Genomic DNA, 14285 nt, shown 5'->3' with positions numbered 1-14285 from the left:
GTGCCTGCCATGCCAATCAAGACCAGTATCAAAAAAAGTATCAAGCGTGCCAGCGGCTGGGTGTACTTGAACTCCTCCCTGGGCAACCGCCAATTGCGTGGCGCCGGGGTGATTCTGATGCTGCACCGCGTGCTGGCCAACGACCGCGCCGCCGATCTGCCGCACCGCAACGAACTCTGTGTGGGACCGAAAGCCTTCGAGCATTTGCTGGTGTGGCTGCGCCGCCATTTCGATTGCGTGCCGCTGATGGAGATCCTCCAGCCCAATTCGTTGCGCACTGAGCGCCCACGGGTGGCGCTGACGTTCGATGATGGCTGGCGCGACAACGCGGTCAATGCCTATCCGCTGCTGCAAAAACATCAGGTGCCAGCGAGCATTTTTCTCTCTACCGATTTCATCGGCAGCCGTCAGCGCTTCTGGTGGGAAAGCCTCGGCGAAACCCTGTGGGGCAGCCACGGTGAAAAAGCGCGGATGCATTTGATCGAATGCCTGCACGCCATGCATCACCCATTGCCGGTGCTGCTCGACGACATTGATGTTGATCGGCGCAGTCTGGCGCTGCTGCATTACCTGCAAGGCTTGAAGTCGATTGACCCGCAGGAGCTTGAACGGCTGACCGACGAATGCCCGCAAGAGTCGCAACCGCAAGCCCTCGACTGGCATCAAGTGCGCGCACTGGAAGCTTCCGGGCTCGTGCGTTTCGGCCCGCACGGCGCCAGTCACGCGATCCTCACCGGTCTTGACGATGTGCGGCTGGACGAAGAGATCAGCCGCAGCCGCGATGCTCTGCACAACGGCTGCAACCGGCCGCTGCCGGTGTATTGCTACCCCAACGGCGACAACGATGAACGCGTGCGCCAACAGATCGCCAGCCATGACTATCCGTTTGCGCTGGGCACCGGCACCGGCATCTATCGCGGTGAAGGCGATCCGCTGAACCTGCCGCGTTTCGGCGTCAGCCAGCGCACCGCGCGCAATCCGGAACTGCTGTCGTGGCGGATCTTTCGCGGGGCGCGGCCATGAGCCGAGGCAGTTACCTCAAACATCTGGCGCTGAGCATGGGCACCAAACTGGCGATGATCGCCCTGCGTTTGCTGCGCAACGTATTGCTGGCGCGGATTCTTGGGCCGAGTGAGCGTGGCTTGTTTGCGTTGCTCAGCACGCTCCCGGATCTGATCAGCGCAGCGACCAGTGGCGGCTTGAATTCGGCGGTGGGTTATCAGGCGGCCAAGCAGCGGCCGATGGGCCTGCTGCTCAGTCAGGTGTTGGTGTTCGGCTGTTTGCTCGCCGCGTTGCTGACCTTGCTGGTGGTGGCGTTGGTGCGCGAGTTTGGCGGTGAACTGGATGTGACCGTGCAACTCGGCCTGCTCGCCTGGTTGTTGTTGCTGGCCGTGCCGCTGACGGTGCTGAAAAGCGGTCTGCTGACCTTGCACAACGCGTCGGGCGGCGTGGTCGCCTTCAACGCCTTGCGTCTGGTCGAATCTCTGGCACCGCTGCTGCTGTTTCTCGGCTTGTTCTGGATGTGGAAAAGCGCCGCCCTCGAAGCGGCGTTGATCAGTTGGCTGGCCGGGATCAGTCTGGTGGTGCTGGTCGGTTGGGTCTGGCTCAAACGCGCACAACCGTTGCAACTGCAATGGGACCGCGCCAGTCAGAAAGAACTGCTGCGCTACAGCGCCCGCAGCCATCCTGACTTGCTCTTTCAGCAGGTGATTCTGCGCTCGGATTATCTGTTCATCGGCGCCCTGCTCGGCAGCACCGCCCTCGGCCATTACGCCATGGCCAGCGCCGCTGCCGAACTGCTGCTGATCGTCCCGGAAGCGGTGACCACGCCGCTGATGAAACGCCTGCTGCAACAGGACGAAGGCATGGACAAAGTCACCCCGCTGGCGTTGCGCCTGACCGCGACCGTGATGCTCGGCGCTTGCCTGACCATGGCGGTGATCGGCGAATGGCTGATCGTCACCCTGTTCGGCGTGGCTTACCAACCGGCGTATCCGGCGCTGCTTGCGCTGCTGCCAGGACTGTTGGGCCTGTGCTACGCGAGCATTCTGCGCCTCGACTTGCTCGGCAAGAATCGTCCCGGCACGGTGTCGCTGCTGATGGGTCTGGGCGCCCTGCTCAATCTGGCGCTGAACCTGGTGCTGATTCCGGCCTATGGCATTGTTGGCGCGGCGGCGGCTTCGTCGATTGCCTATCTGGCGGTCACCGTAGCGATGCTGGTGCTCTACTGCCGGTTGAGCGGCGTGCCGTTCTGGCAAACCCTGATCATCCTGCCCAGCGACATCACGCCGATGTGGCTGATGCTGCAACGCCGGAAAGCCGCATGAAAGGCCTGGCCCTGCTGCTCGGTCTCGGCCTGTCGCTGGACGCGTTTGCCGCGTCGATGCGCTGGGCGGATATTCGTGACGGGAGCCTGTATCTGCGAGCGGATCGCCCTGACACCGTGACCGTGCGCTGGGTCCCGGCGTGGCAGGCGGATGCCAACGAAGAGCATCTGTACCTGCTCGATGGCGAAGGCAAATTACAAGGCGATCGGCTCATCAAAGCCAGCGAAACCGGTGGTAGCCAGAGTTGGCCGTTGATCCCCGGCGCCAGCAGTTATCGGCTGGAGATTCCAGGCTACAGTTTCCGCCGCTATCGGGTTGAACACGACGAACGTACGGTGGCGCTGTTCGCACCGGCCAAGGTGCATTTCAGCGTTGAGACCCGAAGCGGCGATGATCTGTATTTTCGGATCGCACCGGGTGAACACGCCATTCTTGCAGGCAAATACCACGGTGGCGTCAGTGCCCTTCAGGCACAGCGGGTCGGCGATGGACTGCCGCTCTCGTTGGCGCTGAAACCCTACCGTGCCTATTGGCATTTCGATCAGATCGCATTGCCCGTCAGCGACCGCGAGCAAGTCTGGCGTCTGCGCTTGCAAGGTAGCGGCAAAGCAGCATTCTGGCTCGACGGCACGGCCAATCTGTTTGCACAGAATCCGCAGCAACTGCAACCGCTACGCGAAGACGTTGGGCAGACACGTTTGACCCTGCACGAAAAAGTTCTCGGACGCACGCCGGATCTAGGCATCGCCCTGCCCTACGTGATGCCGCCACAGACCAGCCATGTCTTCCTCGATGCATTGCAACCGACAGCTGCCAGCTACTACAGCTTCGTCGACGTGACAGAGAAAAATCCGCACTTCGAGGATGCCTTTCGCCAGATCTATCAGGATCGTTTCGGCATCCGGCAGGACATCACCCTGCTCGCCGGCAGCCAGCGCCAGCACGACCTGCGCGTCAATGCGCAAACCAACAGCGGCCTCGAAGCCTGGCTCGCCGGCACCCGCGCGCTCGGTGGCAAAGGCACTCATTACATCGGTTTTGCCGACGAGCCGAACCTCAACTATGCGAGCTACGACCAGTATCGGGAGGTTTTCACCAACATGGCCCGGCAGGTACGCCGTGACCCGGCCAATGCCAAGGCTGGCGTGCGGATTGCGATGCCGGCCAGTTCAAGGTTGGTTAACGGGCCGCTCGCCGAGAACGCAGCGGACAAGCGCGGCATCGACTGGGCGCGGCGCCTGCTGAGCGAATCAGCCGATCAGGTCGATGCGCTGGCATGGCACGAATGGATGATTCGCGACCTGCTGGCTACACGTGTCTACCGCGACAGCGTACGACGTGCGGCTGAACTGGTGGGCCTCGATGGCAACGGTCAACCGCGCAAGGCCCTGCTGCTGGATCAGACCAACTTGTCCAGTGGCTCAAGTCTCAGCCCCTACGATCAGGAAACCCATTACACCTCGCTGTGGTGGGCTTCAGTTGTCATCAATGCATCACAGGACGGTTTGCTGACCATGCTCGGCTGGTTTCAGGCTGCCGACGAGCCGGAATACCCCAAGGGCATGCTGCGCGTCTCGGAGGATGAACAACACTTCGAGCTGAAACCCGTGGGCCTGGCCCAACAGTTCATCCAACAACATTGGCTGCACACAGTGCTGTGGCTGGAAAACGACGCTTTTGAAGTCGATGTACTGGCAATGGCCGGCGACGATAAACGCGGCCTGCTCGGCGTCAACAAAGGCACGCGTTTACAGCGAGTCGAACTGAGCGGCACCAAGTGCCCACTGAACAATGGCGCACTGCGCTACTTCGGAGCCGACAATCGCAGTCGCGACGCGCCAGTGACCTGCCGCGACGGACGCGTCAGCTTCGACTTGCCAGGGGAAACCCTGTTTGCATTGAGCTGGATCGCGTCATGAAGCCAATTCCGATTATCAGAACATGTAAGGCGAACATAGATTTGTGGGTAGGGAGTTTTTGTGGCGAGGGGATTTATCCCCGATCGGCTGCGCAACAGTCGTCGCTTTTAACCTGTAAATGCGGGGCCACTTCGCAGCCCATCGGGGATAAATCCCCTCGCCACAGAGCCCCTCACCACAGTCATTCGCCTTGCCGGAACTCCGGAGCACGCACAATGGGCATCGTCAGCAAACTCAGCGAACACATCAAGCAAAAAGGCCTGCGCGTCACCCTCGCCAAAGCGTGGAAGCACTACGTTTTTTCCCATCAGGAATTGCTCTGGATGGAGCGCGACCTGGTCAGCCCGGTACCGCCGCACAGCCTCAAACCTTACCCGCCATTACGGGTGGTGAAGATCACACCAGACAACGCCAGCGCCTTCGCCCGCTACTTCGGCGACCGTGTCGGCACCATGGCAGAGCTGGCCAGCGAGGGCCACACCGGGCACATGCACCTGGACGATCAGGGCGATGCCGTGGCGTTCATCTGGGGCAGCGCGCGGGACTATTTCGACCGCCATTACTACGGCTGCATGTTCCCGGTAAAACCCGGCGAGTTCTTCGAATTCGGCGGTGAACTGACTCGTGCCTATTGGGGCACGGAGTTGTCCGTGGATCTGCAACTGGAGCTGTGGAAAGCCATGGCCGCCCAGGGCTGCGACAAAGTCGTCGATGTCTGTGAGTTCCACAATATTCCGGCACTCAAGCTGCACCTGCGCATGGGCTATACCGAACAGCAGCGGATCATGAACGTCTACACCCTGTTCAACCGCTGGCGCTTCTACCGCGAAACCCGCTACAGCGGCTCGCGTCTGGATGCATTGCGCAAACCTTCCCGTCCACCTGTTACAGCTACGGCGGCCTGAGCCTATGGTGACGCGATTCGAATGGCGCACTTCACTGTGCGCCGCCGATTTCCCGGCAACAGCGTATGAAGCGCTGCGCCTGCGGGTGACGGATCACACGCCGTTCAACAACCTCGGTTGGTTGTGTGCGGCCGAGCAGGCACTCGGTGAGGGTGAGCGTCTGCACACCCTGCTGGGTTGGGAGGCGGATGAATTGCGTCTGTGCCTGCCGCTGGTGGCGAGTCGCGAACGCTTTTTCGGCGTGCCGTTTCGGGTGCTGCATCACTTGGGTTATCCGCTGGCGGATCGCTTGGCGTTGCTGTCCTTGCTGGACAGCGAAGACATGCACAAGGCCTTGCGGTTGATCCGCCAACGTCTGCCCCACGCGCTGCTGCAGCTCAATGAATTGTCCGAACCTGCCGGTGAAGAAAGCGCGCTCACCGAATGGATGGCGCTCAGCTCCACTGCTGAGCGGCGACTGAGTTGTCGAGTGCCGGTGCATCTGATCAGCGAGGCGGATCATCAGGAAGTCTCTGGCGATCCACGCTACAAACTGCGCCGGGCGCGCAAACGGATTGCCGCGTGTGGCGCCGAGGTACGGCGGATCATTCCCGATGCGATCAGCATGGCGCCGCTGTTACAGGTGATCAGCGAAGTCGAGGCGGTGAGCTGGAAAGGTGACGAAGGCGTCGGCATTTTCGCCAGCGAACGCAGTCGGCACCTGATCGAGCGCGCCTTCACCGCCCTCGCCGGCCAAGGTCTGGTGCGGGTGGTGACGCTGGAGCTGAACGGGCGTTGCATCAGCTATCGGCTCGGCCTGCTCGAACAGGGTCGCCTCTACGATTACAACCTCGCCTTCCTGCCGCAATACGCCGATCTCGGCAGCGGCCGGGTGTTGCTGGAGGAATGGATTCGCTGGGGGCTGGACGAGCACTGGCACTGGATCGATGCCTCGCGGGTCAGCCTGGAAAACTCCAGCCATCAACTGCATGAACGCGTGACCGGGCAACTGGAGCACTGGCGCTGGAGTTTTTATTCCTGGCGCCCGAGTGGCCTCGTCCTAGGTCTGGGCTTGCGTCTGTGGCATCGACTCAAGCCGCGCGTGCAAGCCTGGCGGGCGCGGCATGCCGAGCCAGTGAAACCCACCCTGAAAGCCGTCGCGATCACCACGGAGGGCGAACATGCCTCGCCAAGTCATAGTCAACGCTGACGATTTCGGCCTCAGCCCGAATGAAAACACGGTGATCTTCGCGGCGTTTCAGGCCGGGGTCATCAGTTCCGCCACCGCCATGGCCAACATGCCGGCGTTTGAAGCGGCGTGTGCCATGGCTCGGCATCCGGTGCTGGAAGGCCGGGTCGGACTGCACTTCAACCTGACTTACGGGCGTCCGTTAAGTCAGGCGATTCTGTTGCGCCGCACGTTCTGTGACAGCCAAGGCGTGTTCGACCTCAACCTGCCGCGCCACCGTCTGTGGCTCAGCCGTGAGGATCGCGAGGCGGTGCGTGAAGAGTTGCAGGCGCAGTGGCAGCGTTGTGCCGATCATGGCGTGCGCCCGAGCCATATCGATTCGCATCAGCACGTGCATAACATCTGGCCGATCGGCGAAATCGTCGCCCGCTTCGCAGCGCATCAGGGCGTACCGATTCGCCTTGCGCGCAACCTTGGGCAAAACCTCAATCTGCCGAAACGCGTGTTCAAGGGTTTACTCAATTGGCGTTTGCAGGGTCTGGCCGGTGTCACCGCCGATTATGTGTGCACGCCGATCGACCTGCGTAACGACATCGCGCCGACCGACGGCGTGTTGGAAATCGTCGCTCATCCGACTCAGCTTGGCGCCGATTTTGGTGACGCCTACCTCAATCCCGACGAATCCCTGAGCCGCGTGCTAGAGCAGCGGCTGGCGGGGGTTCCACGGGTTTCCTACGCCGACTTGAACAAGGATTTTCTACGCGGTGCTGCGGCACTCGATTGACTTACATACCTTGCAATACTTTCGAAGATGGCACTTTGAAATGAATTTTCACGGGTGATCTATACCCACAAAAGCACCATCCACAACACCCGGGCTACGGCCACGGAGGGCATCATGAGCGTCATCGAAAAGCTACAAGAACGCATCCGTCACAAGGGCATTGGTCGCACCTTCGGCACGTTGTGGAAACGCTACGTGTTCTTCCATTGGGAACTGCTGTGGATGGAGCGCGACCTGGTCAGCCCGGTGCCGCCGCACAAGTTGCGCCCTTACGATGGCCTGCGCAGAGTCGACATCACGGCGGAGAATGCCATTGCGTTCAGCAAGCATTTTGGCGACCGCGTGGAGACCATGGCGGAGTTGGCGACCAAGGGCCACACCGGCCACATGTACCTCGACGCTGACGGCCACGCGGTAGCGTTTATCTGGGGCAGTATTCGCGACTATCACGACCAGCATTACTACGGTTGCAATTTCCCGGTCAAACCCGGTGAGTTCTTCGAATTCGGCGGCGAAATGACCCGTGCCTATTTCGGCAGCAGCCTGTCCGTGGACGTGCAGGTCGCGCTGTGGGAAGCCATGGCGGCGCAGGGTTGCAACAAGGTGGTGGATGTCTGCGAGACCCACAATATTCCGGCGCTGAAACTGCACATCCGCATGGGTTATCACGAACAGGGGCATGTCACTCACGTTTATGGACTGTTCGGTCGCTGGAGGTTTTTCCGTGAAACGCGGTACGAGGGCTCACGGCTTGAGCCACTGCGTAAACCGGGGCGGCCGGTGGTGAGTGCGGCGGCGCAGGCTTGAGTCAGATCTGAAATGTTTAGCGGCAGTGATGCCGTCATCGCGAGCAGGCTCACTCCTACAGGGGAATGCATTCCAAATGTAGGAGTGAGCCTGCTCGCGATGAGGTCAGTGGCCGCGACGATGAATATCAAGATTTTGTGGCGACCAGGGTAAAGCACATCGGCATCTGCGCTTCCTGATTCAAATACCGGTCATACAGCTCTTCCCGGTTCGAATGCGGGTATTCCTTGAAATGCGCAATGTTCAGCCCCGCCGCAATCGCGCCGCTGAAGATCGCGCCGAGGTTGTGCACGAACCAGTACGACTTTGCCGCCTGCTGCTCGACCTTGCCGACATAGACAATCGGCTCTTCCTGCACGAAAGGCTCGGCGCGGAAGTAGGAAGTGGCAAGGCGAAACGGATCTGCCGCATCAGGATCGACCATTTCCAGAAACGGGTGGGTTTCGTAGATCACCAGTTTCCCACCCGGTTTCAGCGTTGAGGCGACGTGGTGGAAAAACTCGCCGATATCGGGCATCCAGTTCAGTACACCGATAGTGATCAGCGCCACGTCGAAGCGATTCTGCAGCGACGCCGGCAGGTGATGGATATCGGCCTCGATGAATTCGGCGTTGTGTGCTGAGCGGCGGTTCAGTTCACGGGCCTGCTCAAGGAAGGCCTGCGATTGATCGACACCGACCACCCCGCGCGCGCCGAGGGCGAACAGCGACAGGCTTTCGCGACCGTTGTTGCAGCCCAACTGAATCACCTCTTTGCCGTCTACGCCGACCTGCTCCAGCAAGCCGCGCAACGTGTCATCGAGGCAAGAGAAATCAGCCTGAGCAACGTCGTTCAACAAGGTCTGCCAGTCAGGGGAATCCTGATGATGGCGGGCGGAATCGTTCCACGCCTGTCGATTGCTCTCGATGGCGTTTTTATTGTTCGGCACTTCCATGGCGCACTCCGGGTACTGCTCGTGATTGAGCGGACCCGAGTCTAGATGAGCCCGGCAATGCAGATTGTTGCAATCTTGTAAGCCACCCCCTGCGGCAACTCCTACAAATGAGAAAACTCTCGCCTACAAATACCGACGATTTTTCTAGATTTGATAGGAGACTTGGCTGACTGCTTGTCTGTATCTACTTGGATACAGTCAGGTAATGAATTATCTTATTCGACAAACAGCGGTCTTCCAGGCTTGGCACCAATCGGTTCGAGACCTGCGAGCCAGGGTGGCCATCGCTCGACGCATTGATCGGGCCTCAAATGGGAATCTCGGCGATGTAAAATCAGTGGGTGATGGCGTATCTGAAATGCGCGTAGATGTGGGTGCGGGCTTTCGGGTGTATTTCACGATACGTGACGGTGCAGTCATCGTTCTATTGGCTGGAGGCGACAAATCTTCACAAAGCGCAGACATCCGACGCGCACAAAAAATGGCTAAGGAGGTTTAACCATGAGCCAGACGTTGACGAATTTCGACGTGGCAGCATTGCTGGACAGTGACGAAGCCATCAGCGAATACCTGTCTCAGGTTCTTGCAGATGGGGATAACGAAGAGTTTCTTCGCGCAATCGGCTATGTGCTCAAAGCGCGCGGAATGACGCAGATCGCCAAGAAATCAGGTATGGGTCGGGAAAGTCTGTACAAGGCGTTCGCGCCGGGTGCGAAACCGCGCTTCGACACGGTTTTGAGAGTCATGCATGCCCTCGGCATCGAACTGTGTGCACAGCCGGGGCATGCGATCACTCATCCAATTGCTTGAATCCATGGCAGCCAGGGTTAGCAGGCGCAGGCTTACAGATTTTTATCTGCGTACAGCTTAGAGGGCGACATTGGTTTGATTCAGACGTTCGCGCAGGAATTCAACCAGTGCCTGCACCGGGCGCGACGCCTGGCGATGCTGCGGATACACCGCCGATAACGTCAGCGGCTCCGGACGAAGATCATCCAGCACCGGCACCAAGCGCCCGTCCTTCAATGCCGCGCCGACGATGAACGTTGGCAGATAAGTAATCCCCATCCCCTGCACCGCCGCATCCCTGAGCAATTCGCCGTTATTGACGCGCATGCGCCCGGTGACATTCACCAATTGCGGCTTGCCCTGCCCGGCATTGAACCGCCATTGCACCGAGCGCCCGTGGCCATAAGGCAGGCAGTCGTGGCTGAGCAGGTCCTCAGGCTTGAGTGGTGTACCGCGCTCGGCCAGATACGCGGGGCTTGCGCAGTACACCCGATCAATCGACGCAATGCGCCGGGCGATCAGCGTCGAGTCTTCCAGCACACCAATACGCAGCGCCAGGTCATAACCTTCGCCTAACAGGTCCACCGGCCGATCACTCAAATCGACCTCCACCGTGACCTCACGATAACGCTGCAAAAACAGCGGCAGCAGGCAACCGAGATGCGCCACGGCAAACGACAGCGGCGCACTGATGCGGATCGTCCCGCGTGGCTCGGCAGTCTGCCCGGCGATGCCCTGCTCGACCTGTTCCACCTCCACAAGCAAGCGTAACGCTGACTCGTAATAACTCTGACCCAGCGGCGTGACGTCGAGACGGCGGGTCGAGCGGTTGAGCAAGCGCACGCCGAGGCGCTCTTCGAGTTGCATCAAGCGGCGGCTGACGAACTGCTTGGACAGGCCCAACTGATCGGCCGCTGCGGTGAAGCTGCCGGAGTCCATCACCTGGCAAAAAATACGCATGTCTTCGAACGGGTTCATTGTCACTCTCTGGTGGACAGTTAAACGCTTTATAGCCGCTTTTTCACTTCTCGGCACCCCATTAATCTGTGCTCACGGTGTTGCTGAGGCCTGAAACCCAGCGCCACAGCAGCCCGCAACCCAGGCAAACAAATCAAAAATATTCAAAAGGATTTCCACCATGAACCTCGTCAAAAAAACCCTGACCGCTTCCCTCCTCGCCCTGTCCATCGGCAACGCCTTCGCTGGCGAAAACACCGGTGTCGAACACAACACCCAGGCCTTCCTCGATGCCCTCGCCGCCGGCGGTGGCAAACCTCTGGAGCAACTGAGCCCGAAAGACGCCCGTGCGGTGCTGACCGGTGCTCAGGCGTCGGTGAAGGTTGACCTCTCCGGTGTCGAAGTCAGCGATAAGGCGATCACGGTGGACGGCCAGACGCTTAACCTGAAAGTGGTACGCCCGGCCAAGGTCAAAGGTGAGTTGCCGGTGTTCATGTTCTTCCACGGTGGCGGTTGGGTGCTGGGCGATTATCCGACTCACCAGCGGCTGATTCGTGACCTGGTGGTGGGCTCCGGCGCTGTTGCGGTGTACGTCGATTACACGCCGTCGCCGGAAGCGCAGTACCCGACCGCGATCAATCAGGCTTACGCCGCAACGAAATGGGTGGCTGAACACGGCAAGGACATCGGCGTCGACGGCAAGCGCCTGGCGGTGGCCGGCAACAGCGTCGGCGGCAACATGGCGGCAGTCGTCGCGTTGATGGCCAAGGAACAGAAAGCTCCGGCGCTGCGTTTCCAATTGTTGATGTGGCCGGTGACCAACGCGCAGTTCGACGACGGCTCGTACCAGCAATTTGCCGAGGGCCACTTCCTCACCAAAGGCATGATGAAATGGTTCTGGGACAACTACACGACCAACCCGGCCGAACGTGCGCAGATCCATGCCTCGCCACTCAATGCCAGCGCCGAACAGCTCAAAGGCCTGCCCGCCGCCCTGGTGCAGACCGCCGAATTCGATGTGTTGCGTGATGAAGGCGAAGGCTATGCGCGGCACCTCGATGCGGCCGGCGTGGCGGTGACCTCGGTGCGTTACAACGGGATGATTCATGACTTTGGTTTGCTCAATCCGCTGAGTCAGATCCCCGAGGTGAAAGCGGCTGTGCGTCAGGCGGCGGCTGAGCTGAAAACCCATTTGCAGCCTTGACGGCAAAAGATCGCAGCCTTCGGCAGCTCCTACAGAGGGCCGTTGCGGGCTGTGATTTTTGCGTTTGATCGTGTGGCGAGGGAGCTTGTCGGATCGCCGCACCGTCCCGCTTGAGTGCGCAACACTCACAAAATCTTCGTTAAACAGATAATTTTGCGGCCGCTGCGCAGCCCAGCGGGAGCAAGCTCCCTCGCCACAACAGCCCTTCGCCCCCACACTCGTGCAGATCCGGAGTCTTCCATGTCCTTCCTCCTCACCCACCTGCTGTCCCTGAGCGCTGCTCTGCTGTTGGTTGATGCGGTGCTATGGCACTTCTCGCCCTTCACCCATCGTGCGCCGCGAGTGGGTGTGCGACTGGTGCTGTTTCTGGCGTTCAGCGCATTGGTGATCAATGCCGGTGTCAGCCCCTTGCAGGCGCCGCTGTTTGCCGATGATCGCGTGGCGCAACTCGGCGCGACGGCGTTGGGCATTCTCTGGTGGCTGTACGCGGCGCGTGTACTCACCGAAGTCATCGGTCTGATTCTGATGCGCCGCATCGGCCACAGCGGGCGTTTGCTGCAGGACGTGATCGGTGCGCTGGTATTTCTCGCGGCCATCATCGCGGCGGCCGGTTATGTGCTGGAGTTGCCGGTCAAAGGCCTGCTCGCAACGTCCGGGGTGGTGGCCATCGTCGTCGGTCTGGCGCTGCAAAGCACCCTCGCCGACGTGTTTTCCGGGATCGTCCTCAACACCACCAAACCGTATCAAGTGGACGATTTCGTGGTGATCGACGGCGTCGAAGGCAAAGTCCTCGACATCGACTGGCGCGCCACGCATTTGCTGACCAGCGCCGGCACCATGGCCGTGGTGCCGAACTCGGTAGCGGCCAAGGCGAAAATCGTCAACCTCAGCCGTCCGAGCAACATGCACGGCGTGTCGATCAGCATCCAGGTCCCGAATCACATTCGCCCGCGCCGAGTGCTCGACGCCCTCGACCGTACGTTGCAAGGCAGCAGCAGTCTACTGCTGACCCCGGCGCCCAAAGCCGTGTTGAAAGAGGCTGGCGAAATCACCTCGGCATACGTCGCCAGCGGTTTTATTGCCGAGTTGAGCAAGAAAGGCGAAGTGCGCAATCAACTGTTCGACCTCGCTCACCGTCATCTCGAAGCAGCCGGGATTTCGCGGCATCCGGACGGCGTGATCGAGCCGTCGACCCGTGGTCGAGCGTTGCTGGACGAGGTGAAAATCTTCCGTTCGCTGAGCCCCGAGGAACGTGACCGTCTGGCTGAATCGATGGTCGCGCAGCAGTACGTTGCGGGCCAGGTGGTGCTGGGTCTGGATGACGTGCCGGACAGTCTTTTTGTGATCGCCACGGGCGTGGTCAGTGCGACCGTTCCCGACGGTGACGGGCAGACCGAGGCCGGGCGGATGGGGCCGAGTGAAGTCATGGGCGAGCAGAGTATTCTCGCGGACACGCCGTCGCAGGCTACGTTCACGGCGCTGACGTCTTCGATCATTTATCGACTCGACAAGGGCCTGACGCGCCAGTGCATGGAGCAGCGCGGCGAGGTCGCGACGGCGTTGAACAAGTTGCAGGCGGTGAGACAGCAGAACAGTCATTTGGCGTTGCTGGCGAAAACGGCGCCGTCGCGCAAAGGCGGATTTCTTGGTTGGCTGCAAAAACGCTGACCCGCAAGAAAGGCAAACACCAAATCCTGTGGCGAGGGAGCTTGCTCCCGCTGGGCTGCGCAGCGGCCCCAGTATCTCGTGAGCGCTGCGCACTCAAGCGGGACGGTGCGGCGATCCGACAAGATCCCTCGCCACAGGAAATCAGGCAGCACATAAAAATGCCCGCAATCAAGCGGGCATTTTTAGTTCAAGCAATTACTTGGCAGTGAACTTGGTGTAGCTGTTGATCAGGTTGCGGTAGTTCGGCAGACGTTCCGACAGCAGGTGCGCCAGACCTTCCATGTCGTTGCGCCAGTCGCCCTGCAGCTCGCACGCCACCGAGAACCAGTTCAACAGTTGTGCACCAGCCGCCGACATCCGCGCCCACGCCGCTTGTTGCACGGTGGTGTTGAAGGTGCCGGACGAGTCGGTCACCACGAACACTTCGTAGCCTTCAGCGATGGCCGACAGGGTCGGGAACGCTACGCACACGTCAGTCACCACACCGGCGATGATCAGTTGCTTGCGGCCGGTGGCCTTGATCGCTTTGACGAAATCTTCGTTGTCCCAGGCATTGATCTGGCCTGGACGCTGAATGAACGGTGCGTCCGGGAATTGCTCACGCAGTTCAGGCACGATCGGACCGTTGGGACCGGCGTCGAAACTGGTGGTCAGAATGGTCGGCAGTTTGAAGAACTTGGCGATGTCGCCCAGTGCCAGCACGTTGTTCTTGAACTCGTTCGGCGTGAAGTCCTGCACCAGCGAGATCAGACCGGTCTGGTGGTCGACCAGCAGCACAACCGCATCATCTTTGTTCAGACGCTTGTAAGGAACGCTCATGGGG

General features: G+C 60.3%; 14 protein-coding genes. 11 read left to right on the top strand and 3 right to left on the bottom strand.

Going from position 1 to position 14285, the window contains the following annotated elements:
• Positions 1-9 precede the first annotated feature (9 nt).
• From ACIOWE_RS16295 to ACIOWE_RS16265, 7 genes are all read left to right on the top strand, one after another.
• Positions 10-1023 (top strand): polysaccharide deacetylase family protein, encoded by a 1014-nt coding sequence (locus ACIOWE_RS16295; protein WP_401393254.1) that lies wholly within the window; start codon positions 10-12, stop codon positions 1021-1023.
• Positions 1020-2327 (top strand): lipopolysaccharide biosynthesis protein, encoded by a 1308-nt coding sequence (locus tag ACIOWE_RS16290; RefSeq protein ID WP_201239003.1) that lies wholly within the window; start codon positions 1020-1022, stop codon positions 2325-2327. The genes ACIOWE_RS16295 and ACIOWE_RS16290 overlap by 4 nt, the downstream gene beginning before the upstream one ends.
• Complete coding sequence (locus ACIOWE_RS16285) at positions 2324-4246, top strand: hypothetical protein (protein ID WP_401393251.1); 1923 nt, start codon at positions 2324-2326, stop codon at positions 4244-4246. Before ACIOWE_RS16290 ends, ACIOWE_RS16285 begins: the two co-directional genes overlap by 4 nt.
• Positions 4247-4461: 215 nt before the next feature.
• Positions 4462-5151: an N-acetyltransferase gene (locus tag ACIOWE_RS16280; RefSeq protein ID WP_401393248.1), complete on the top strand. Its 690-nt coding sequence runs from the start codon at positions 4462-4464 to the stop codon at positions 5149-5151.
• 4 nt (positions 5152-5155) lie between these two features.
• Positions 5156-6340, top strand: coding sequence for a GNAT family N-acetyltransferase (locus ACIOWE_RS16275; protein ID WP_401393245.1), 1185 nt, complete (start codon positions 5156-5158; stop codon positions 6338-6340).
• Positions 6312-7103: a ChbG/HpnK family deacetylase gene (locus ACIOWE_RS16270; protein WP_401393242.1), complete on the top strand. Its 792-nt coding sequence runs from the start codon at positions 6312-6314 to the stop codon at positions 7101-7103. Before ACIOWE_RS16275 ends, ACIOWE_RS16270 begins: the two co-directional genes overlap by 29 nt.
• Positions 7104-7217: 114 nt before the next feature.
• Entirely contained in the window at positions 7218-7910 is a 693-nt protein-coding gene (locus ACIOWE_RS16265) for a GNAT family N-acetyltransferase (RefSeq protein ID WP_401393239.1), read from the top strand.
• Positions 7911-8037: 127 nt separating this feature from the next.
• On the opposite strand, the gene ACIOWE_RS16260 is transcribed toward ACIOWE_RS16265, so the two are convergent.
• Positions 8038-8844 (bottom strand): class I SAM-dependent methyltransferase, encoded by an 807-nt coding sequence (locus ACIOWE_RS16260; RefSeq protein WP_401393236.1) that lies wholly within the window; start codon positions 8842-8844, stop codon positions 8038-8040.
• A 205-nt stretch (positions 8845-9049) separates the two neighbouring features.
• On the opposite strand from ACIOWE_RS16260, the gene ACIOWE_RS16255 reads away from it, so the two are divergent.
• Both ACIOWE_RS16255 and ACIOWE_RS16250 read left to right on the top strand, forming a co-directional pair.
• Positions 9050-9343 (top strand): type II toxin-antitoxin system RelE/ParE family toxin, encoded by a 294-nt coding sequence (locus tag ACIOWE_RS16255; RefSeq protein ID WP_201239010.1) that lies wholly within the window; start codon positions 9050-9052, stop codon positions 9341-9343.
• Positions 9344-9345: 2 nt separating this feature from the next.
• Complete coding sequence (locus ACIOWE_RS16250) at positions 9346-9654, top strand: addiction module antidote protein (RefSeq protein WP_401393232.1); 309 nt, start codon at positions 9346-9348, stop codon at positions 9652-9654.
• 57 nt (positions 9655-9711) lie between these two features.
• Here the strand turns inward: ACIOWE_RS16250 and ACIOWE_RS16245 are convergent, their stop codons facing one another.
• Complete coding sequence (locus ACIOWE_RS16245) at positions 9712-10611, bottom strand: LysR family transcriptional regulator (protein ID WP_401393229.1); 900 nt, start codon at positions 10609-10611, stop codon at positions 9712-9714.
• 160 nt (positions 10612-10771) lie between these two features.
• Here ACIOWE_RS16245 and ACIOWE_RS16240 point away from each other — a divergent pair, with 160 nt between their 5' ends.
• Together ACIOWE_RS16240 and ACIOWE_RS16235 are read left to right on the top strand one after the other, a co-directional pair.
• Entirely contained in the window at positions 10772-11794 is a 1023-nt protein-coding gene (locus ACIOWE_RS16240) for an alpha/beta hydrolase (RefSeq protein ID WP_401393226.1), read from the top strand.
• A gap of 240 nt (positions 11795-12034) precedes the next feature.
• A complete protein-coding gene (locus ACIOWE_RS16235; RefSeq protein ID WP_401393223.1) occupies positions 12035-13462 on the top strand; it encodes a mechanosensitive ion channel domain-containing protein in 1428 nt (475 codons plus the stop codon).
• A 195-nt stretch (positions 13463-13657) separates the two neighbouring features.
• On the opposite strand, the gene ycaC is transcribed toward ACIOWE_RS16235, so the two are convergent.
• The gene (ycaC, locus tag ACIOWE_RS16230) at positions 13658-14281 is read right to left on the bottom strand and encodes an isochorismate family cysteine hydrolase YcaC (RefSeq protein ID WP_103520016.1); all 624 of its coding nucleotides are present in this window, start codon (positions 14279-14281) and stop codon (positions 13658-13660) included.
• Positions 14282-14285: the final 4 nt, after the last annotated feature.

It is taken from the genome of Pseudomonas sp. NPDC087598 (assembly GCF_044743525.1).
Classification (GTDB): Bacteria; Pseudomonadota; Gammaproteobacteria; order Pseudomonadales; family Pseudomonadaceae; genus Aquipseudomonas.
The sequence above is the reverse complement of the archived record's forward strand: the minus strand, read 5'-3'. Positions and strand labels throughout refer to the sequence as shown.

Bases quoted from the DNA above. Each gene is read 5' to 3' on its own strand.
- ycaC (WP_103520016.1), bottom strand. From the start codon at position 14,281: ATGAGCGTTCCTTACAAGCGTCTGAACAAAGATGATGCGGTTGTGCTG.
- ACIOWE_RS16285 (WP_401393251.1), top strand. From the start codon at position 2,324: ATGAAAGGCCTGGCCCTGCTGCTCGGTCTCGGCCTGTCGCTGGACGCG.
- ACIOWE_RS16235 (WP_401393223.1), top strand. From the start codon at position 12,035: ATGTCCTTCCTCCTCACCCACCTGCTGTCCCTGAGCGCTGCTCTGCTG.
- ACIOWE_RS16255 (WP_201239010.1), top strand. From the start codon at position 9,050: ATGAATTATCTTATTCGACAAACAGCGGTCTTCCAGGCTTGGCACCAA.
- ACIOWE_RS16280 (WP_401393248.1), top strand. From the start codon at position 4,462: ATGGGCATCGTCAGCAAACTCAGCGAACACATCAAGCAAAAAGGCCTG.
- ACIOWE_RS16290 (WP_201239003.1), top strand. From the start codon at position 1,020: ATGAGCCGAGGCAGTTACCTCAAACATCTGGCGCTGAGCATGGGCACC.
- ACIOWE_RS16265 (WP_401393239.1), top strand. From the start codon at position 7,218: ATGAGCGTCATCGAAAAGCTACAAGAACGCATCCGTCACAAGGGCATT.
- ACIOWE_RS16295 (WP_401393254.1), top strand. From the start codon at position 10: ATGCCAATCAAGACCAGTATCAAAAAAAGTATCAAGCGTGCCAGCGGC.
- ACIOWE_RS16260 (WP_401393236.1), bottom strand. From the start codon at position 8,844: ATGGAAGTGCCGAACAATAAAAACGCCATCGAGAGCAATCGACAGGCG.
- ACIOWE_RS16245 (WP_401393229.1), bottom strand. From the start codon at position 10,611: ATGAACCCGTTCGAAGACATGCGTATTTTTTGCCAGGTGATGGACTCC.
- ACIOWE_RS16250 (WP_401393232.1), top strand. From the start codon at position 9,346: ATGAGCCAGACGTTGACGAATTTCGACGTGGCAGCATTGCTGGACAGT.
- ACIOWE_RS16275 (WP_401393245.1), top strand. From the start codon at position 5,156: ATGGTGACGCGATTCGAATGGCGCACTTCACTGTGCGCCGCCGATTTC.
- ACIOWE_RS16270 (WP_401393242.1), top strand. From the start codon at position 6,312: ATGCCTCGCCAAGTCATAGTCAACGCTGACGATTTCGGCCTCAGCCCG.
- ACIOWE_RS16240 (WP_401393226.1), top strand. From the start codon at position 10,772: ATGAACCTCGTCAAAAAAACCCTGACCGCTTCCCTCCTCGCCCTGTCC.